The sequence below is a fragment of the Niveibacterium sp. COAC-50 genome (assembly GCF_013184235.1).
Lineage (GTDB): Bacteria > Pseudomonadota > Gammaproteobacteria > Burkholderiales > Rhodocyclaceae > Niveibacterium > Niveibacterium microcysteis.
This window is the reverse complement of the sequence record NZ_JABCJM010000001.1, coordinates 1,487,491-1,506,705: the sequence shown is the minus strand read 5'-3', so window position 1 is coordinate 1,506,705 and position 19,215 is coordinate 1,487,491. Positions and strand designations below refer to the sequence as shown.

General features: G+C 63.1%; 16 protein-coding genes. 8 read left to right on the top strand and 8 right to left on the bottom strand.

From position 1 onward, the window contains the following. Window positions 1–110 precede the first annotated feature (110 nt). Both HH302_RS06680 and HH302_RS06675 read left to right on the top strand, forming a co-directional pair. The gene (locus HH302_RS06680; protein ID WP_172200036.1) at window positions 111–1,184 is read left to right on the top strand and encodes a BMP family ABC transporter substrate-binding protein; all 1,074 of its coding nucleotides are present in this window, start codon (window positions 111–113) and stop codon (window positions 1,182–1,184) included. 81 nt (window positions 1,185–1,265) lie between these two features. Further along, window positions 1,266–1,769, top strand: a complete 504-nt coding sequence (locus tag HH302_RS06675; RefSeq protein ID WP_172200033.1) for a nucleoside deaminase — start codon at window positions 1,266–1,268, stop codon at window positions 1,767–1,769. Window positions 1,770–2,155: 386 nt separating this feature from the next. On the opposite strand, the gene HH302_RS06670 is transcribed toward HH302_RS06675, so the two are convergent. The 7 genes from HH302_RS06670 to urtA form a co-directional block, all read right to left on the bottom strand. Next, window positions 2,156–2,482, bottom strand: a complete 327-nt coding sequence (locus tag HH302_RS06670) for a zinc ribbon domain-containing protein (RefSeq protein ID WP_172200031.1) — start codon at window positions 2,480–2,482, stop codon at window positions 2,156–2,158. Window positions 2,483–2,542: 60 nt separating this feature from the next. Next, complete coding sequence (gene fmdA, locus HH302_RS06665) at window positions 2,543–3,772, bottom strand: formamidase (RefSeq protein WP_172200029.1); 1,230 nt, start codon at window positions 3,770–3,772, stop codon at window positions 2,543–2,545. Window positions 3,773–3,861: 89 nt separating this feature from the next. After that, window positions 3,862–4,551 carry an urea ABC transporter ATP-binding subunit UrtE gene (gene urtE, locus HH302_RS06660; RefSeq protein WP_172200027.1) on the bottom strand — a complete coding sequence of 230 codons (690 nt, stop codon included), beginning with the start codon at window positions 4,549–4,551 and terminating at the stop codon, window positions 3,862–3,864. 15 nt (window positions 4,552–4,566) lie between these two features. After that, window positions 4,567–5,310: an urea ABC transporter ATP-binding protein UrtD gene (gene urtD, locus HH302_RS06655; protein ID WP_172200024.1), complete on the bottom strand. Its 744-nt coding sequence runs from the start codon at window positions 5,308–5,310 to the stop codon at window positions 4,567–4,569. A gap of 31 nt (window positions 5,311–5,341) precedes the next feature. Further along, the gene (gene urtC / locus HH302_RS06650; RefSeq protein WP_172200022.1) at window positions 5,342–6,517 is read right to left on the bottom strand and encodes an urea ABC transporter permease subunit UrtC; all 1,176 of its coding nucleotides are present in this window, start codon (window positions 6,515–6,517) and stop codon (window positions 5,342–5,344) included. 60 nt (window positions 6,518–6,577) lie between these two features. Continuing rightward, window positions 6,578–7,492 (bottom strand): urea ABC transporter permease subunit UrtB, encoded by a 915-nt coding sequence (urtB, locus tag HH302_RS06645; protein ID WP_172200020.1) that lies wholly within the window; start codon window positions 7,490–7,492, stop codon window positions 6,578–6,580. Window positions 7,493–7,588: 96 nt separating this feature from the next. Next, a complete protein-coding gene (gene urtA, locus HH302_RS06640) occupies window positions 7,589–8,848 on the bottom strand; it encodes an urea ABC transporter substrate-binding protein (RefSeq protein WP_172200018.1) in 1,260 nt (419 codons plus the stop codon). A gap of 269 nt (window positions 8,849–9,117) precedes the next feature. On the opposite strand from urtA, the gene HH302_RS22715 reads away from it, so the two are divergent. From HH302_RS22715 to HH302_RS06610, 6 genes are all read left to right on the top strand, one after another. After that, a complete protein-coding gene (locus tag HH302_RS22715) occupies window positions 9,118–12,495 on the top strand; it encodes an ATP-binding protein (RefSeq protein ID WP_216661768.1) in 3,378 nt (1,125 codons plus the stop codon). Continuing rightward, window positions 12,482–13,375, top strand: a complete 894-nt coding sequence (locus HH302_RS06630) for a DNA-binding response regulator (protein WP_172200016.1) — start codon at window positions 12,482–12,484, stop codon at window positions 13,373–13,375. Before HH302_RS22715 ends, HH302_RS06630 begins: the two co-directional genes overlap by 14 nt. A 228-nt stretch (window positions 13,376–13,603) precedes the next feature. Then, window positions 13,604–15,115 carry an efflux transporter outer membrane subunit gene (locus HH302_RS06625; RefSeq protein ID WP_172200013.1) on the top strand — a complete coding sequence of 504 codons (1,512 nt, stop codon included), beginning with the start codon at window positions 13,604–13,606 and terminating at the stop codon, window positions 15,113–15,115. Beyond that, complete coding sequence (locus HH302_RS06620; protein ID WP_172200010.1) at window positions 15,108–16,400, top strand: efflux RND transporter periplasmic adaptor subunit; 1,293 nt, start codon at window positions 15,108–15,110, stop codon at window positions 16,398–16,400. Before HH302_RS06625 ends, HH302_RS06620 begins: the two co-directional genes overlap by 8 nt. Further along, on the top strand, window positions 16,397–17,116 hold the full coding sequence (locus tag HH302_RS06615) for an ABC transporter ATP-binding protein (protein ID WP_253945999.1): 720 nt from the start codon (window positions 16,397–16,399) through the stop codon (window positions 17,114–17,116). Before HH302_RS06620 ends, HH302_RS06615 begins: the two co-directional genes overlap by 4 nt. Further along, entirely contained in the window at window positions 17,116–18,327 is a 1,212-nt protein-coding gene (locus HH302_RS06610) for an ABC transporter permease (protein ID WP_172200007.1), read from the top strand. Before HH302_RS06615 ends, HH302_RS06610 begins: the two co-directional genes overlap by 1 nt. A 15-nt stretch (window positions 18,328–18,342) precedes the next feature. On the opposite strand, the gene asd is transcribed toward HH302_RS06610, so the two are convergent. Further along, complete coding sequence (gene asd / locus HH302_RS06605; RefSeq protein ID WP_172200004.1) at window positions 18,343–19,188, bottom strand: archaetidylserine decarboxylase; 846 nt, start codon at window positions 19,186–19,188, stop codon at window positions 18,343–18,345. Window positions 19,189–19,215 lie beyond the last annotated feature (27 nt).

Below are 19,215 nucleotides of genomic sequence, written 5' to 3'. Positions count from 1 at the left end.
CGCTCATAAGCGCTGCGGGATGGGTTGCGCGGCGACGAGTCGATACAGTCGATTCCAGTCCGCGATCCGGTCACGGGACCGGCGGCGAAATTCCAACAGGAGAGCGTTCAATGTCCCGATTCAAGTGTCTTGTGGCTGGCGTCACGCTGGCCCTGGGTATCAGTAGTGCTGCGCAGGCGGCCGAGCCTTTGCAGGCCGGCTTCGTCTACATCGGCCCGACCGGCGATCACGGCTGGACCTATTCGCATGACGTGGGCCGCAAGGAAGTCGATGCCAAGTTCGGCGACAAGGTGAAGACGCAGGGAATCGAAAACGTGCCTGAAACGGCCGACTCGGAGCGCGTGTTCCGCGATTTGGCGAGCAAGGGCACCAAGGTGATCTTTGCCACGTCGTTCGGGTACATGAACCAGATGGAGAAAGTCTCGAAGGCCTTCCCGAAGACGGTCTTCATGCATGCGACGGGCTACAAGACCGGAAAGAACCTCGGCACCTACGATGTGCGCACCTATGAAGGGGCCTACATGCTGGGTGTGGTGGCCGGCAAGATGACCAAGAACGGCAAGCTGGGTGTGGTGGGCTCGTTCCCGATCCCGGAAGTGATCCGCAACATCAACGCGTACACCATCGGCGCGCGCAGCGTGAACCCCAACGTGACCACCCGCGTGGTGTGGGTGAACACCTGGTTCGATCCGGGCAAGGAGCGTGAAGCAGCACTGACCTTGATCGCGCAAGGCGTGGATGTGCTGATGCAGAACACCGACTCGCCGGCCATCGTGCAGGCTGCGAAAGAGAAGGGCGTTTATGCCTTCGGCTGGGACTCGGATATGACCAAGTTCGGCGACAAGGCGCATCTGGCTGCCTCGGTACTGCACTGGGGCACGATCTACAACGAGACGGTCGAGAAGGTCATGGCTGGCACCTGGAAGCCGACGCCGATCTGGTACGGCGTGAAGCAGGGTGCGGTGAACATCGAAGCGTTTGGCCCGGCCGTGCCGGCGGACGTCAAGAAGCTCGCCGAAGATCGCCGCGACGGCATCAAGGGCGGTACGTTGCACCCCTTCACCGGCCCGCTGAAGGACCAGTCTGGCAAGGAGTTCGTTGCTGCCGGCAAGTCGTTGCCGGATAGCGAGTTGGCGAAGATGAACTTCTACGTTGAAGGCGTCGAAGGCTCAGTGCCGAAGTAAGCCGCTGGCTGTATTCGCACCATTGACACGAAACGCCCGGTGCTGCCGGGCGTTTTCGCTGGATCACCCAAAGGAGTCGCGATGCGCTATCCCGCCCAAGGCCTTGAGCCCACCCAGGAGCAGATCCTGCGGCATCTTCGGCGTTCCAACGCTGTGGCCGAACGAGCTGTAAGCCTGGGTCACCACCCTTTCGGCGCAATCCTGGTCGGGCCCGATCAGGAAACCGTGCTGCTCGAACAGTGCAATATCGACACCGTGAATCACGCGGAATCGACGCTGGCTCGAATAGCGGCGACGAACTTCAGCGCGGATTACCTGTGGGGCTGCACGCTCTACACCGCTGTCGAGCCGTGCTGCATGTGCGCTGGCACCGCCTATTGGGCCAACATCGGCCGTGTCGTCTTCGGCATGACCGAAGCCCAGCTGCTTTCTGCGACCGGCGACCACGCCGAAAACCCGACCCTCAGCGTGTCGTCCGCCTACGTATTCGCGCACTCACAGAAGCCGGTGAAGCTGATTGGCCCCGTCTTCGAGATTGCCGCCGAGACCATCGCAATGCAGCGGCTTTTCTGGAGCACGCGATAGGCCTGACCGTAGCGTCGGTCGTACACTCGGAGCCATGCAAGCTCGATTGGGGGCGTGATTTTTCGAATACGCACTCGATGTGCGTTGAACTGCTCTGGCGCCAATGTTCCGCCTGCGCAAGAAACGAGCTGGCCGGCTTGAGGATCTCGTTCGCCTTGCGCAGCTCGCGCAACTTGCGCTCTAGGTCCATGATGTGCTGAGGCTCGTCGGTCGTGACGCCATTACACAGGCTGGCATCGGCCTCATGCTGCCCGACCGCGGCATGCAGCGTCTGCGGTACGCACCAAGGGAAAGCTAGGGGATTTCTCCATGCCTCCATGTTCTCAAGCGTGGGTGCGTCCTCAGAACCCACCGCGATTCGGTCTTTTGCTATCGGTGAGCGCGTTCTAGTGGCTGATCATCCAAGGGCGTTTTCCCGGGAATGATTTACTACCGTCGGGCGCTTTTGCGGTGCTCTTGCTGATGCCGCTACCACAGCCGCAGCCCGGCCCGTGAACATGCGTACTGGATCGCTTGGGTTCGTGGCGCGCGCGCTCGTTGGTGGCGTGGGCGCTGCGGGTATTGCCGTCCATCAGCGATAGCGCGGAAATGGTCTGCACCCGTGAGGCGCGTGTACCGCAGCGCGGACAGAAGGTGGGTGCGTCGCGGCTGGCGATGCTGCGCAGGGTCTCGAAGCCGCCGCAGTCCGGGCACTCGTAGTCGTAGAGAGGCATGGCTCAACTCCTGATCCGTGGGACTTGCCCTCTCCGCGGCGCGGAGAGGGCCTCATGCGCTTAAAGGTCGGGCGAGATCGGCATGTCGATCGAACCGTCGAGATACTTCACCGGCCCGGCCGCGCTCGGGTTGATGTCGAACTCGAAGATGTCGGTCGGCAGCCACAGCGTGGCGCAGGCGTTGGGGATATCGACGACGCCGCTGATGTGGCCCTGGCAGGGCGCGGTGCCGAGGATCGAGTACGCCTGCGCGCCGGAGTAGCCGAACTTCTTCAGGTACTCGATCGCGTTGAGGCAGGCCTGGCGGTAGGCAACATGCACATCGAGGTAGTGCTGTTTGCCTTGCTCGTCGACCGAGATGCCTTCGAAGATCAGGTAGTCGTCGTACTTGGGCGTGATCGGGCTGGGCTTGAAGATCGGGTTCTTGATGCCGTACTTGGCCATGCCACCCTTGATCAGCGAGACCTTCATGTGCACCCAACCGGCCATTTCGATCGCGCCGCAGAAACTGATCTCGCCATCGCCCTGCGAGAAGTGCAGGTCGCCGACCGAGAGGCCCGCGCCTTCAACGTAGACCGGGAAGAAGATCTTCGAGCCACGCGACAGATCCTTGATGTCGCAGTTGCCGCCGTGTTCGCGCGGCGGCACGGTGCGCGCGCCTTCGGCGGCAATCTTCGCGGCCACCTCGCCCTTGGCCTTGCCGGCGTGCGCGGTCTTGGCGAACGGCGGGTTGGCGAGCGGCGGCACGCGATCGGGCTGGGTGGCGATGAAGTCCACTTCGCGCGTGTTCCAGGTTTCCAGCATCTTCGGGTCGGGCAGGCAGCCGATCAGGCCAGGGTGGATCAGGCCCGCGTAGCGCACACCGGGCACATGGCGGCTCTTGGTGAACATGCCCTCGATGTCCCAGATCGACTTCTGCGCCTGCGGAAAGTGATCGACGAGGAAGCCTCCGCCGTTGTTCTTCGAGAAGAAGCCGTTGAAGCCCCACAGGCTGTCCTGCTTGGCGCCGATGTCGAGCAGCTCGACCACCAGCAGATCGCCTGGCTCGGCGCCGTGCACCCCGACCGGGCCAGAGAGGAAGTGCACCGTGGAAAGATCCACATCGCGCACGTCGTCTGCGCTGTCGTTGTTCTGGATGTAGCCACCGGTCCAGTCGTAGGTCTCCAGCACGAAGTCGTCTCCGGGCTTGACCCAGCAGGCCATCGGGATATCCGGATGCCAGCGGTTGTGGATGTTCTCGTTCTCGTAGGGCGACTGCTTCAGGTCGACTTTGATGAGTGTTTCAGGCATGGCACACCTCCTTGATAAGCGGGCGCGGCGCTGGGGCCGCCCCCGGAACTCCCGATGAAAACGCTTGATTGACTGCGCGGCCCTGCGGGCTACACCGACAGGAACTGTTTGATGTGGGCAACGTCGGTGCTGGCGCGCGGGCTCTCGTGAACCAGGTGCCCGCCTTCGATGACGAAGAGGCGGTCGGCCACGTCCATCGCGAAGCTCAGTACCTGCTCCGAAACGACGATCGTGATTTCGCGCATCTTGCGGATCTCGTTGAGCGCCTTGGCGATGTCCTTGATGATCGAAGGCTGGATCCCCTCGGTGGGCTCATCGAGCAGCAGCACCTTCGGATCGGTGACGAGCGCGCGTGCGATCGCCAGCTGTTGCTGCTGGCCGCCGGAAAGGTTGCCGCCCTTGCGGCGGCGCATCTCCCACAACACCGGGAAGAGCGCATAGATCTCGTCCGGCACCTTCTTGATGGCGGCGTTCTCCAGCCCGGTCTGGATGTTTTCTTCGACCGAGAGGGTAGGGAAGATCATCCGGCCTTGCGGCACATAGGCGATGCCCTTGGCGACCCGGCGATAGCTCTCGTCTTTCGAGACTTCCTTCCCCGCCACCTGGATCGAGCCGCTGCGGGTGGGCAGCACGCCCATCAGCGATTTGAACAGCGTGGTCTTGCCCATGCCGTTGCGGCCCATGATCGCCACGGTTTCGTTCTTGTTCGCCTCGAACGAGATGCCATGCAGGGCTTCGCTCTGGCCGTAACACACGACGAGATCGGATACGTTGAGCATGCTGGGGTTCCTTTCTCAGTGGCCCAGATAGACGTCGATGACCTTGGGGTCTTGCTGGACTTTCTCCATCGAGCCCTCGGCGAGGATCTTTCCCTGGTGCATCACGGTGACCTTGTGGGCGATCTGCGCAACGAAGGCCATGTCGTGCTCGATCACGATCATCGAGCGGTTCTTGCAGATGCGTTTGAGCAGGTCTGCGGTCAGTTCGCGCTCGCGTGCGCTCATGCCCGCGATCGGCTCGTCGAGCATCAGTAGTTCCGGGTCCTGCATCAGCAACATGCCGATCTCCAGCCACTGCTTCTGGCCGTGCGAGAGCAGGCCGGCTTCCATGTCGAGTAGGTCGCCCAGGCCGATCTCGTTGGCCACGCTCTGCACCTGGTCGCGCACTTCCTGATCGCACTTGAAGGCGAGTGCGCCAAACACCCCGCGGCCACGCGGGAAGGACACCTCAAGGTTCTGGAACACGCTGAGGTTTTCGTAGATCGAAGGCGTCTGGAACTTGCGACCGATGCCTGAGCGCACCCGCTTGTATTCGGCCAGCCGCGTCATCTCCACGTTCTTGAACTTGATGCTGCCGGCGCTGACCGCGGTGCGGCCGCAGATCAGGTCGAGCAGTGTGGTCTTGCCGGCGCCGTTGGGGCCGATGATCACGCGCAGCTCACCCTTGTCGACATACAGGTTCAGCGCGTCGATCGCCCTGAAACCATCGAAGGACACGGTCAGGTCTTCCACCGCGAGTACGAAGTCGGTATTGCTCATGTGAGGCTCCCTTCAACGAGCAGGTATGCGATCAGGTGGCGCGGATCAGGCCGGGGATTTCGGCCTCTTCGGTTTGCGGCGCGCTGTCTGCCGGCGGCACCGCAAGGGCCTGTGATCTGATTTGAGTGGCCTTGCGGCGCGCGAGCCAGGGCTTGACGTGGCTGGCGTAGACACCGGCCAGACCGTTCGGGAACGCCATCACGACGCCGATGAAGAGGCTCGCCATGAGGAAGAGCCAGAGGTCGGGGAAGCTCTCGGAGAAATAGGTCTTGCCGAAGTTCACCAGCAAGGCGCCGTACACCGCGCCGATCAGTGACATGCGCCCACCCACTGCGGCGAAGATCACCATCTCGATGCTCGGGACGATGCCGACGAAGCTCGGTGACATGAAGCCGACCTGCAGCGTGAACATCGCGCCGCCAATCGCCGAGAGCATCGCGGCGAGGCAGAAGGCGAACACCTTGAACATCGACACGTCGTAACCGGAGAAACGAACCCGGTCTTCCTTGTCGCGCATCGCGAGCAACAGCGTGCCGAGTTTGCTTTTCTGCACCCACAGGCAAAGGTAGATGCAGCCGAGCAGCAACGCGGCGTTGGCGAAGTAGAGGATGTACTTGGCGCTGTTGGTGCGGATGTCCCAGCCGAGCAGGGTCTTCAGATCGGTGATGCCGTTTACCCCGCCGGTGTAACCCTGCTGGCCGATGATCAGCACCGAGAGGATCAATGCCACCGCCTGCGTGATGATGGCGAAGTACACCCCGCCGACGCGGCGCTTGAACATCGCAAAGCTGATCACGAAGGCGAGTAGCGTGGGCACCAGCAGCACCGCGATCAGCGCAAACGGCAGGTACTTGAACGGTGCCCACCACAGCGGCAGCGCGGTCAGCTGGTTCCAGTCCATGAAGTCGGGGATGCCCGGTGTGGACTGGATCTTCGTGCTGATCGGGTCAGAGGCTTCGAGCTTGAGGAACATCGCCATCGCGTAGCCCCCGAGGCCAAAGAACACCCCCTGCCCGAGGCTCAGCACGCCGCCGTAACCCCAGCACATCACAAGGCCAATGGCGACGAAGCCGTAGGTGAGGTATTTGCCGACGAGATTGAGCCGGAAGATGTCCATCGCAAGCGGGAACACCACCAGGATCAGTGCGGCGAGTATGAGGAAACTGCCGAGGCCACGTTGATCGATGAATGCCTTGATCTTGTTCATGATGCGTTTCTCCGGAAGTGCTGTGCAGGTCGGGCGCCAGGTGGATACATGGGGCGATGACTAGCGGCGGATCTTTGAGGCGAACAGCCCCTGCGGCCGCATCATCAGGATCACCACGATGGTCATCAGCGTGAGCACCTTGGCCATCGAGCCGGTCATGAAGAATTCGCTGATCGATTGCATCTGCGCGATGCCGAAGGCCGAGGCCACCGTGCCAAGCAGACTGGCAGCACCCCCGAAGGTGACCACGAGGAAGGCATCGACGATGTAGAGCGATCCACTGGTGGGGCCGGTCGAACCGATCGTGGTGAAGGCTGCACCCGCAACGCCTGCGATCCCGCAGCCGATGGCATAGGTCAGGCGGTCGGTCTTCTTGGTATTGATGCCGATCGCGTTGGCCATCGCGCGGTTGGCAACCGTGGCCCGTACGCGCAGGCCCCAGCGGGATTTGTAGAGGGCCAGCAGTACGCCGCCGGTAACGACGAGCGTCAGGGCCATCACGAAGAGGCCGTTGATCGGGATGTCGAGCCCCTCATGCGGCGACCAGGAACCCATCAGCCAGTCGGGCAGGGTAGGGCTGACTTCCTTGGGGCCGATGAAGCTGCGGAAGCACTGCTGCATCCCGAGCGAGACGCCCCAGGTGGCCAGCAGCGTATCGAGCGGGCGCTTGTAAAGGTGACGGATCAAGGCCCATTCGACGAACCAGCCCGCCAGGAAAGTGACAAAGAAGGCCGCGACGATGGCGACCAGAAAATACGTTTGTGTGAATTGGGGGAAGAAGCTCTCGGAGAGCGAGGAGAACAGGAAGATGGTGTAGGCGCCCAGCGTCATGAACTCGCCATGCGCCATGTTGATCACCCCCATCTGGCCGAAGATGATCGCCAGGCCAAGGCCCATCAGCAGTAGCACCGCGAACAGGCTAAGCCCTGCGAAGCCTTGCATCATTCCGATGTTGAGCATGTCGGCGAATGCCATGGTGCTTACCTCCCAAGTACAGAGTGAAGTGCGTTTGCGTTGCCGCGAGGCGGCCGTCACCCCGAGCCGCGTGGGCCGGGGTGACGGGTCAGGCTGTTACTGGTAACCCTTGGGGAAAGGATTCGGCTCGATCAGGTCCGGCGACTCGGCGACCACCTTGAACTGGCCGTCAGCCTGTGCCTGGCCGATACGTGTCTTGCTCCACAGGTGATGGTTGGCGTGGATCTTCACGTAGCCTTCAGGCGCGCCCTTGAACTCGATGTCCTTGGACGCTGCGGCGACCTTGTCGACATCGAAGCTGCCCGCTTTCTCGACGGTTGCCTTCCACAACCACGGGCCCAGGTAGGCCGCCTGCGTCACATCGCCAATCACCGCCTTGGCGCCGTATTTGGCCTTGAAGGCCTGCACGAAGGCCTTGTTGTTGGCGTTGTCGAGCGACTGGAAGTACTTCATCGAGGCATAGAAGCCGGCCATGTTCTCGCCACCGATACCCAGCACTTCGTCTTCGGTGACCGAGATCGTCAGCAGCGTCTGCTTCGCGGCCGTCACGCCCGCAGCCTTGAGCTGCTTGTAGAAGGACACGTTCGAGCCACCCACCACCGCGATGAAGATGACGTCTGGCTTGGCGGCCTTGATCTTGTTGATCAGCGAGTTGAACTGGGTGTGACCGAGCGGGTAGTACTCCTCGCCCACGACCTTGCTGTCGGCAAGGTGGCCCTCGATGTGCTTGCGCGCGATCTTCATCGAGGTGCGCGGCCAGATGTAATCAGAGCCGACGAGGAAGTAGGTCTTTGCCTTCTTTTCCTTCGACACCCAGTCGAGGCCCCAAAGAATCTGCTGGGTCGCTTCCTGGCCGGTGTAGATCACGTTCTTGGATTGCTCCAGGCCCTCGTAGAAGGTGGGGTAGTAGAGCATCCCGTTTTCCTTCTCGAAGATCGGCAGCACCGCCTTGCGCGAGGCCGATGTCCAGCAGCCGAACACTGCTGCGACGCGGTCGTTGATCAGCAGCTTCTTCGACTTTTCGGCGAAGGTCGGCCAGTCAGAGGCGCCGTCTTCCTTGATCACCTTGATCTTGCGGCCGAGCACGCCGCCCATCGCGTTGATCTGGTCGATTGCCAGTTGTTCGGCCTGGATCGAGCCGGTCTCCGAGATCGCCATGGTGCCGGTTGCCGAGTGCAACTGACCCACGGTGACTTCGGTATCGGTCACCGCCAGCTTGGTCGTGTTCACCACTGCGGTGGCCGGCGGCGCTGCTTGGCCTACGGCAGACAGACCAATCAGCGGCAGGGTGACGATGCCCTGCAAGAGATGGCGGCGGAGGGGGGATCGGGGCTTGGGCGAAGCGTGGTCACGCATGATGGTCTCTCCTGATGAACGCGGGCTTCAAAGCAACGCAGCCGGACTTCTTGTTCCGCACTGGCCGCCGCGGCGGTCGTGATGTGCTGCGTTGTTGGAATGCACTTTGGGATCAGGGGCGGAGACGCGAAATAAGTCATTTGACGTACTGCACATACGCACTGCGCACACCAGAATCGGCGCCACAGACTGCACGCAATCGGGCACGCCGCTTGCGTGCTTCCGGCGTGAACATTGGCGTCGACGCGCGCGTTTCAGAGGGATTACGGGTGGACCAGGAAGTCGCCAAAGCGCAGCCGGTACAGCGCATCATGAAGGTGCGGCGGGACTACAACCGCTGGGTGTCGGACGAAACACTGGAGGACTACGCGCTGCGTTTCACGCCGCGTAGCTTCCGCAAATGGAGCGAGTTCCGCGTCGCGAATACCGCTTTTGGTGCAGTGTCCTTCCTCGCGCTGGAAGCGATTGGTGCAGCCATCACCCTGAGCTACGGTTTTACCAATGCGATGTGGGCGATCGCCGTGGTCAGCCTGGTGATCTTCCTCACCGGCCTGCCGATCGCGTATCGCGCGGCACGCCACGGGCTCGACATGGATCTGCTCGCGCGCGGCGCCGGCTTTGGTTATCTCGGGTCCACGATCACCTCGCTGATCTACGCCAGCTTCACCTTCATCTTCTTCGCCATCGAAGCGGCGATCATGGCGCAGGCCTTCGAGCTCTGGTTCGGCCTGCCACGCGGCGTGGGCTACCTGCTCAGTGCACTGATCGTGGTGCCGTTGGTGACCCACGGCGTCACCCTGATCAGCCGTCTGCAGATATGGACCCAGCCGGTGTGGCTGCTGCTGCTGGTTCTGCCTTTCATCGCGGTGGCAATCAAGAATCCGGATGCCTTCGTCGCCTTCAGTTCGCTCAACGGCAGTAGCGCCGGCAGCGATGAATTCTCATGGGCTGCGTTCGGTGCGGCAGCCACGGTGGCGGCATCGCTGATCGCGCAGATTGGCGAGCAGGTGGACTTCCTGCGTTTCATGCCAGAGCCCACGCCCGGTCGCAAGCTGCGCTGGTGGCTGGCGGTGATCGTGGCCGGGCCGGGCTGGATCCTGATGGGCGCGGCCAAGATGGTCGGCGGCGCGTTCCTGGCCTTCCTTGTCTTGCAGCACGAAATGCCACTGTTGCGTGCGCTCGAACCGATGCAGATGTACTTGATCGGCTTCCGCGAGGTGGTTGGCGATCACGGGGGGGCAATCTTCCTTGCCGGCGTGTTCGTCATCGTGTCGCAGCTGAAGATCAACATCACCAACGCCTACGCCGGGTCGCTCGCCTGGTCCAACTTCTTCGCGCGGCTGACGCACAGCCATCCGGGGCGTGTGGTCTGGCTGGCCTTCAACGTGCTGATCGCGGTGCTGCTGATGGTGATGGGCGTGTTCGAAGCGATCGAGCAGGTGCTGGGCCTCTACGCACACCTTGCAGTGGCCTGGGTCGGCGCGGTGGTGGCCGATCTGGTGATCAGCAAACCGCTGGGCCTCTCGCCCAGAACCATCGAATTCCGCCGCGCCTACCTGTACGACATCAACCCCTCCGGTTTCGGCGCCATGTTGATTGCGTCGGTGCTGTCTGTGGCGGTCTACGTGGGGCTGTTCGGCGAGGGCCTGCGCCCGGCCTCCACAGGTATCGCCTTGCTGGTGTCGCTGCTCGCCGCGCCGCTGATTTCGCTGCTCACGCGGCAGCGCTACACGATTGCGCGCACGCCGGTGGACTTCGGGCCGCGGCACCGCGTGATGCGCTGCGCGATATGCCGCAACAAGTTCGAATCGGACGACATGGCGCACTGTCCGGCCTACGGTGGCTCGATCTGTTCGCTATGCTGCACGCTGGACGCGCGTTGTGGCGACCGCTGCAAGACCGGCGCGCGGGTGCACGAACAACTCGCCGATCTGTTGGCCGGTTGGCTACCGCATCGCGTGTCGCTGCCGATGGCGCGTCGCGTCGGGCAGTTTGCGCTCGTGCTTGGCGGCATGGTCTGCGTGTTCGGCGCCATGCTCTGGCTCTTGTATGCACAGGAGTTGCTGCATCCCGGTGGCCCGGTGTCGGCCGACCTCGCGCCGCTGTTCTGGAAAGTGTTCGCCGGGATCTTCCTGCTTACCGCGGTGGCGGCTTGGTGGCTGGTGCTGGCGAACGAGAGCAGGGTGGTCGCGCAGGAAGAATCGGATCGGCAGAACCAGCTCTTGCAGCGTGAGATCGATGCCCACCGCCAGACCGACGCCGCGCTGCAGAAAGCGAAGGAAGTCGCCGAAAGCGGCAACCTTGCCAAGAGCCGCTTCGTCACCGGCATGAGCCACGAGATGCGCGCGCCGCTCAACAGCATCCTCGGCTATTCGCAGGTGCTCCTGCGCCAGCAGGCGCTGGCCGGCGGCTTGCGTGATGCGGTGAGCACCATCCACCGCAGCGGCGAACACCTCGCCAGCCTGGTCGATGGCTTGCTCGATCTGTCGCGCATCGAGGCGGGCAAGCTGCGGTTGGAACAGGAAGGGCTGCACCTGGAGGAGTTCTTCACCGAGATCGTCAAGATGTTCCGCCCGCTCGCCGAGAGTTCCGGCCTCAGCTTTCACTACGAGGCGCGCGGCCACTTGCCGCAGCGCGTGCATGCCGACCCCAAGCGCTTGCGCCAGATCCTCATCAACCTGCTGGGCAACGCGGTCAAATTCACCGAGCACGGCCAGGTCTGCCTGCGTGTGCGTTACCGCCGCGAGATTGCGCACATCGAGGTGATCGACACCGGGGTCGGCATCGATGCGGCCGAGCATGAGCGCATCTTCCAGCCCTTCGAACGTGGCGCCGGCCGGGTGGGGGCGGAGGGCACCGGGCTCGGGCTCACCATCACGCGTCTGCTCGTTGAATTGATGGGCGGTGACATTCAGCTCTACAGCAAGCGGGGCGAAGGGAGCCGTTTCGTCGTGCGGCTCTACCTGCCGACCTTGCCGACCTTGCCGAGTGTCGAGGTCAGTGCGCTGGCGGCGCCGGTCTGTGGCTACCTTGGGCGGCGGCAGCATGTGCTGATCGTGGACGATGAAGCCGCGCATCGTGGCGTGCTGCGCGCGATGCTGCAGCCGCTCGGCTTTCTCATCGAAGAAGTCGATAGCGGCGCCGCTTGCCTTGCGGTGCTGGCCGAGCGCACGCCGGATCTTCTGCTGCTCGACATCAGCCTGCGTGACACGACCGGATGGGTGATCTGCCGCCAACTGCGCGAAGCCGGGCACAGCACACTCGCGATCGTGATGGTGTCGGCCAACGCGCACGACAACACCGAGCAGGCGCGGGCGCAGAGCGGTTGCAATGGCTTTGTCACCAAACCGGTGACCGAGGCGGATCTGCTTGAACAGGTGCGCAGTGCGCTGGGCATCGAGTGGTTGCACGCCGCGCCGGCGGCAGCGCCACGCCTCGTCCCGCCCGGCCCCGACGTGCTGCGAGAACTGCTGGCGCTGGCCGCTGGCGGCTACCCGCGAGCGTTGCGGGCGCGGCTTGAAGAATTGGGCGACGACAGCCCTGACCTCGCACCCTGGGCCGCGCGCTCCCTGGCGCTGATCGGCACTGATGATGCCGCGCTTACCGCAACCCTCAGCCAGACCTTGCAAGACCATGCATTCAGTTGAAGAAGCCTGTGACGTACTGCTTGTCGATGACAGTGCTGATGCGTTGGCACTGCTGTCGCTCGAACTGGGGGCCGTTGGCCTTCGGGTGCACACTGCCGCCAGCGGGGAGCTGGCGCTTGCATATCTGGCCAAACACCTTCCGGGAGCGATCCTGCTCGACGTGCAGATGCCCGGCATGGATGGCTTTGAAGCCTGCGAGCGGATCCGCGACCAGAGTGAAGACGTTCCGGTGATCTTCATGACCGGCCTGGGCGAAACCGAACACATCGTGCGGGGCTTTGCGGTGGGCGGTAATGATTACGTCACCAAGCCGGTGTCGCCGCCCGAAGTGATCGCGCGGCTGCAGGCCCACACCCGCACCGCGCGCCTGGTGCGCGCCACGCGCGAGGCGGTGAACGCCAGCAGCAATGCCATGCTGGCGGTGGACGAAACCTCGCAACTTCTGTGGTGCAACGACGCTGCGCGGCAGCTGCTCAGCGCGCTGGAGCCGGGCTTGAACCTCACCGAAGGGCTCAGAATGCCGCCTCATCTGGCGGGGTTCCTGACTGGGCCGGGCGAGCAGACCAGCACGTCGCTATCGCTTTCTAATGGCAACCTGCAAGCGCGGCGAGTGAGCGAGTCGGCACAGGCCATCACGGTCTTCGCGCTTACCGCCGCGGGCACAGGCGCGAGCAAGCGTGCCGCTGCCGAGCTGACTGCGCGGGAGAGCGAAGTTCTGCTGTGGGTGGCGCGTGGCAAAACCAATCGCGATATCGGCGAAATCCTCGGCATGAGCCCGCGTACGGTAAACAAGCATCTCGAACACATCTTCGAAAAGCTGGGCGTGGAAACGCGAACGGCGGCAGCGTCAGCAGCGGCCCGAGCCTTGGGTAAGGTGTGATGTTTGGACGATGCGGGGCCAAATCGCATACAGGATCAGATGGCCGGTACACGCTCTGCCCACGGTAGGTAAAAGCCGCATAATCTGTATTATGTCAATTGCAGTCTGTGTGGTTGGGATGTATCGGTTTGTTAGCGCCCACCCGATCAGTCGCAACTGGCCATACTGAGTTCGCGTTTGCTACGCGCGGGAAGCATTCTGATTGGGCGTAAAGGCTATTCTTGATTCATGCCTTTACTGAAGAACCGCAGTACTCGCGTGGCACCGTTTGTGCCACGTGCATCCGGTCTGCCACCGTTCAATCCGCGCAGTGTTTGCGCCGCCATTCTTACACTTGGCTTGTCTGCCTGCGCCAGCGTGGGACCGGACTACCGTACGCCTACGCCTTTCGAATATCCGTCCTGGCAATCGCAAGCTGCCGATTCGGTTAGCCGCCCGGCGACACCGGCGCTGCTGGCGCGTTGGTGGCAGCAATTCGATGATCCGAGCCTCAACGCATTGGTGGACGCTGCGCTTTCGGGCAGTACGGACCTTCAAAGCGCGCTAGCGCGGCTTGAGGAAGTACGTGCGCGACGCGGGCTGACCAAGGCCGGGCAACTGCCGGAAATCGATGCTTCAGCGAATGCGCGGAATCAGGCGTCACGCCCGAACGATCAGACGCTCACCACTCGCAGCTATTCGGCCTCAGCCGACTTGAGCTGGGAGATTGATCTCTTCGGTGGCAAACGTCGTGCTGTGGAGGCTGCTGAGGCCGACGTCGATGCGGCCCAGGCGGATCTGTATGCAGCCCGGGTAAGTCTGGTGGCGGCCGTAGCGAGTGCCTACATCGATCTCCGTACGGCCGAGAATCGGCTGGCGGTGCTCCAGGCGACACTCGCCAGCCGTGATGAAACCGACCAGATCACCCGCTGGCGCGAACAGGCTGGACTGACCTCCACCCTCGACGTCGCTCAATCCAAGAGCAGCCTCGAGCAGGCGCGAGCGGCTTTGCCGAGTGTTGAGCGCAGCATTTCGGAGGCTCGGAATCAGTTGGCGCTGCTGGCAGGCAAGCCTCCGGGTGCAATTGATGGCCTCGTGGGGCCGTGCCGCGCCCTGCCCGACTTCCAGTTTGCGCTCGGGCTTGGTATTCCGGCACAGACCCTGCAACAACGCCCCGATCTTGTCGCTGCCGAGCGCCAATTGGCCGCTGCGACGGCACGTGTTGGCGAAGCGGAGGCGGCCCGCTATCCGAAACTGGTCTTGAGTGGCTCGATAGGTGTCGATGCACTCAGTGCAGGCGATCTGTTCCGCCCCGAAGCCGTGTTGGCCAGCATTGCGGGCGGGCTGAGCGCCCCGATCTTTGATGCGGGCCGAATCAAGCAAAGCATCGCAATTCAGAATGCCTTGCAGCAGCAGGCGCTGATTGCCTGGCAGGCATCGGTCCTGACAGCCCTGAGTGAGGTCGAGAACGCGCTCGTGGCATGGCGCACGACCAACACGCGTTTGGCGAGTCTGGACACCGCGACCGCGGCCGCTCGTGAGGCGGAACAACTTGCATCGCAACGCTACAAGGCGGGCTTGATCGATCTGTCGATTCTGCTCGACACCCAGCGCACCCTCCTGTCGCTGCAGGATCAGCAGACCTCGGCACAAGGCGAGCGCGCCAAAGCGCTGGTCAATCTATACAAGGCACTGGGTGGCGGATGGTCGCCCGAAGCAGCGGGCAAGACGCCCGCCGTTGGAGATTCAAGCAATGGTTGATACCCGCAAGATCCTTCACATCGCCGCCAAGGATGGCGCATGGTCGCGCCGCCGTGTGATCGTGGTCGCAGCAATCGCGCTCGTTGTGCTTGGCGCTATCGGCTTTGGGATTCGGGCTCTGGTCGCCGGCAATGGCGCGCCAAAGTTCAACACCGTCGCCATCAAGCGTGGCGATCTCGTGGTGACCGTTACGGCCACAGGCAAGTTGGAGCCTACGAATCAGGTGACCGTGGGTTCCGAACTCTCTGGCACGGTCGCGCAGGTGCTCGTCGATACGAATGATCGGGTGCGCAAGGGGCAAACACTCGCCGTGCTCGATATCTCAAAGCTGCGCGATCAGACCGAAAAGGCCCGCGCCGTGCTCGCTGCGGCGCGCGCCAAGCTGGAACAGGCGCAGGCGACCCAAGTGGAAAGCGAAGCGACGCTCGCACGGCAAGAGGAAGTGGCGAAACTCTCGGGCGGCAAGGTGCCGTCCAAGAGCGAGTTGGATACGGCGCGTGCTACGGCGGCGCGTGCTCGGGCGGATGTGGCTTCGGCCCGAGCTAGTGTTGCCGAAACCGAAGCAGCCCTGCGCACCAACGAGACCGATCTTGGCAAGGCTGCAATCCGCTCGCCGATCGATGGCGTGGTGCTGACGCGCAAGATCGACCCGGGCCAGACCGTAGCGGCCTCGTTCACTGCGCCGGAGTTGTTCGTGCTGGCCGAGGACCTCGCGCAAATGCGTCTGAAAGTGGATGTGGCCGAAGCTGACGTCGGCAAGGTGCACGACGATCAGCCCGCCTCGTTCACGGTCGACGCCTGGCCGGATCGCAACTACGCGGCAAAGGTCACCAAGGTTCAGTACGGCTCGACCTTGGTCGAGAACGTTGTGAGCTACAAGACCGAACTGCAAGTCAGCAACAAGGATCTCACCCTGCGCCCAGGCATGACCGCCACTGCGGATATCCGCATCGCCGAGCGCAAAGGTGTGCTGCTCGTGCCTGGCACGGCGCTGCGTTTCAAGCCGCGCACCGAGGCTGCCGCTACCGAGGGCGGCGGGCTGCTCTCAAGCCTGATCCCCAAACCGCCCCGCCCGCCTCGCCCCGCAGCGAACGCTGCCTCGCGCAACCGGCCGCTCGCGCAAGGCAGTGAGCAAACCCTATGGGTCTTGCGCGATGAGCGCCCGCAGCCGATCAAAGTGACCGTGGGACTCACCGACGGCCGTATGGTCGAAGTCAGCGGCGCTGGCATTGAGGATGGTCTCGAAGTGATTACCGAGCAGCGCGCGGAGACTCGCAAGAAATGACGGAATCCAGCATGGCGCCCGAGCCGCTGTTCCGCCTGTCCGGCATCACCAAGAACTACGGCCAGGGCGAGGCGCGTTTTGAAGCGCTTCGCGGTATCGATCTGGAAATCCCGCGCGGGCAGTTCGTCGCGGTCATGGGCCCGAGCGGTTCAGGCAAATCCACCTTGATGAACATTCTCGGTTGCCTTGATACGCCGACGACGGGCGAATACGTTTTCGATGGCCAGCATGTCGAGCGCTTCGACAGCATTCAGCGCTCGTTGCTGCGGCGGCACCATCACGGCTTCATCTTTCAGGGCTTCAACCTGCTTGCCCGCACCTCAGCGCTGGAAAACGTCGAGTTGCCGCTGCTTTACCGAGGCATGCCGCGCAAGGAGCGCGATGCTTTGGCCGCCGAGGCCCTGGCCGCGGTGGGTTTGGAAGGCAAACTCCGTAACACGCCATCAGAGCTTTCGGGTGGGCAGCAGCAGCGAGTGGCGATTGCCCGCGCGATCGTGACGAACCCCTTGGTTTTGTTTGCCGACGAACCCACCGGCAATCTCGATACGCAAACGAGTGAAGACGTGATGGCGTTGATCACCCGCCTGAACACCGAGCGCGGCATCACCGTGCTGATGGTGACACACGAAACGGACATTGCGGCGCACGCGCAGCGCGTCGTTCGTGTGAAAGACGGCCGCATCGACGCGGACTCACTGCCGCCAGGGGCCGCGTGATGCTACTGAACGCCCTACTTCTTGCGCTACGCGAGATCCGCCGCAACCTGATGCGCGCCTTCCTGACGGTGCTTGGCATTGTGATCGGCGTTGCCGCAGTGATTACGATGGTGACCGTTGGCCAAGGTGCCACCGATGCGGTGACGGCACAGGTGGCGAGCCTCGGCAGCAACCTGATCATCGTGCGTCCGGGTGCCGCCATCGGCATGCCTCAGGGGGGCGTGGCGCGCTTCAAGATGACCGATGCAAGCGCGCTGGCGGATCGCGTATCGAGCATCGAATCGGTCGCCCCGGTCACGAACCGCTCCGTCAGCATCGTCTACCAGCAGAAGAACTGGACGACCAGCGTCATTGGCACGACGCCCGAGTACTTCCCGATCGCCAATCGCGAAATCGCCAGTGGCCGCGCCTTCAATGCCGCCGATGTGCGCAGCGGACGTGCGGTGTGTGCAATCGGCAACACGGTGCGCAAGGAGTTGTTCGGAAACGAAGATCCGGTCGGTGCCAAATTGCGCGTCAACACGATGGCCTGCGAGGTGATCGGCGTCCTTGCGACGAAGGGCCAGTCTTCGTTCGGGATGGATCAGGACGACACGATCATTCTTCCGATCACTACGCTGCAGCGCCGCTTGGCAGGCCGCCAGGGCACGCAGCAAGTCGGGCAGATCTATGTGTCCGGCAAGGACGGTGTCGATGGTGATGTGCTGGTTGCGGAGATCAGCGCGGTGATGCGCGAACTGCGCAATCTCGCTGCCAATGAATCTGATGACTTCTCGGTGATGGATACGCGCCAGATCGCTCAGGCGCTCAGTTCCACCACCCGGGTCATGACATCACTGCTCGGCGCTGTGGCGGGCGTGAGTTTGCTGGTGGGTGGGATCGGCATCATGAACATCATGCTGGTGTCAGTCACCGAGCGTACGCGGGAAATCGGCATCCGCCTTGCAATCGGCGCACTGCCACGCGAAGTGCTGTGGCAGTTCCTGGTCGAAGCGGTGACGCTGTCTTCGCTCGGCGGCCTGGTCGGTGTGCTGCTGGCGCTGGTGGCGTCAGCAGCCATGGCCGGCGCGATGAACGTGCCCTTCAATTTCGACACGAGCATCAACCTGATCGCGTTTGGTTTCGCGGCGGCCGTTGGCGTGGTGTTTGGCTTCATGCCGGCGCGGCGTGCGGCGCAGCTCGATCCGATCGAAGCGCTGCGCCACGAGTAGGACCGACAGCCGGGCTCAACCCCGGCTGGCCATCGCCTCGCCCATGCGCAGCGCGCCGCCCGGCGCCCAAGCGGGGTTGAAGTGCAAGGGGCCTTTCGGGAACAGCATCACGACCGTAGAGCCCAGCAGGAATCGCCCCATCTCGGCGCCCTGCTCCAGCACCACCGGCGTGTCGGCGTAGGTCCACTCACGGACTACGCCGGGGCGTGGCGGATTCACCACGCCGTGCCAAACGGTGGCCATGCTGCCCACGATGGTGGCGCCGACCAGCGTCAGCACGAACGGACCTTGCTCCGACTCAAAGACGCAGACGACGCGTTCGTTGCGAGCGAAGAGCCCGGGGACGCCGCGCGCCGTCGTCGGGTTCACCGAGAACAGATCGCCCGGCACATGGATCATCCGCGTCAGCCGACCGGCGCAGGGCATGTGGATGCGGTGATAGTCGCGCGGGCTCAGATACAGCGTTGCGAAATGGCCGTCCTGAAACTCGGCCGCAAGCGCCGCGTCACCGCCAACCAGTGCCGTCGTGCTGTAGCTGTGCCCCTTGGCCTGGAAGATCTGGTCGCGCTCGACGGCGCCAAACTGGCTGATCGCACCATCCACCGGGCAGATCAGGTCGGCTTCAGCTAGTGGCCGCGCGTCAGCCTTCAGTGCGCGGGTGAAGAAGTCATTGAAGCTCGCGTAGCTCGAAATATTGGGGTTGGCGGCTTCCGCCATGTTGACCCCGTAGCGTGCGACGAAACGACGAATAACGGCTTGCGTCACACTGCCGCCATGCCACGAAGCAAAGCGCCCCGCGAGCGACGTCAGCGCCTGCTTCGGCAAAAGGTACTGCGGCAACACGGCAAGGCGATCAGACACGGTGGCTCTCGAATTCGGTAAAGCTGG

Bases quoted from the DNA above. Each gene is read 5' to 3' on its own strand.
- HH302_RS06680 (WP_172200036.1), top strand. From the start codon at position 111: ATGTCCCGATTCAAGTGTCTTGTGGCTGGCGTCACGCTGGCCCTGGGT.
- HH302_RS06675 (WP_172200033.1), top strand. From the start codon at position 1,266: ATGCGCTATCCCGCCCAAGGCCTTGAGCCCACCCAGGAGCAGATCCTG.
- HH302_RS06670 (WP_172200031.1), bottom strand. From the start codon at position 2,482: ATGCCTCTCTACGACTACGAGTGCCCGGACTGCGGCGGCTTCGAGACC.
- fmdA (WP_172200029.1), bottom strand. From the start codon at position 3,772: ATGCCTGAAACACTCATCAAAGTCGACCTGAAGCAGTCGCCCTACGAG.
- urtE (WP_172200027.1), bottom strand. From the start codon at position 4,551: ATGCTCAACGTATCCGATCTCGTCGTGTGTTACGGCCAGAGCGAAGCC.
- urtD (WP_172200024.1), bottom strand. From the start codon at position 5,310: ATGAGCAATACCGACTTCGTACTCGCGGTGGAAGACCTGACCGTGTCC.
- urtC (WP_172200022.1), bottom strand. From the start codon at position 6,517: ATGAACAAGATCAAGGCATTCATCGATCAACGTGGCCTCGGCAGTTTC.
- urtB (WP_172200020.1), bottom strand. From the start codon at position 7,492: ATGGCATTCGCCGACATGCTCAACATCGGAATGATGCAAGGCTTCGCA.
- urtA (WP_172200018.1), bottom strand. From the start codon at position 8,848: ATGCGTGACCACGCTTCGCCCAAGCCCCGATCCCCCCTCCGCCGCCAT.
- HH302_RS06630 (WP_172200016.1), top strand. From the start codon at position 12,482: ATGCATTCAGTTGAAGAAGCCTGTGACGTACTGCTTGTCGATGACAGT.
- HH302_RS06625 (WP_172200013.1), top strand. From the start codon at position 13,604: ATGCCTTTACTGAAGAACCGCAGTACTCGCGTGGCACCGTTTGTGCCA.
- HH302_RS06620 (WP_172200010.1), top strand. From the start codon at position 15,108: ATGGTTGATACCCGCAAGATCCTTCACATCGCCGCCAAGGATGGCGCA.
- HH302_RS06615 (WP_253945999.1), top strand. From the start codon at position 16,397: ATGACGGAATCCAGCATGGCGCCCGAGCCGCTGTTCCGCCTGTCCGGC.
- HH302_RS06610 (WP_172200007.1), top strand. From the start codon at position 17,116: ATGCTACTGAACGCCCTACTTCTTGCGCTACGCGAGATCCGCCGCAAC.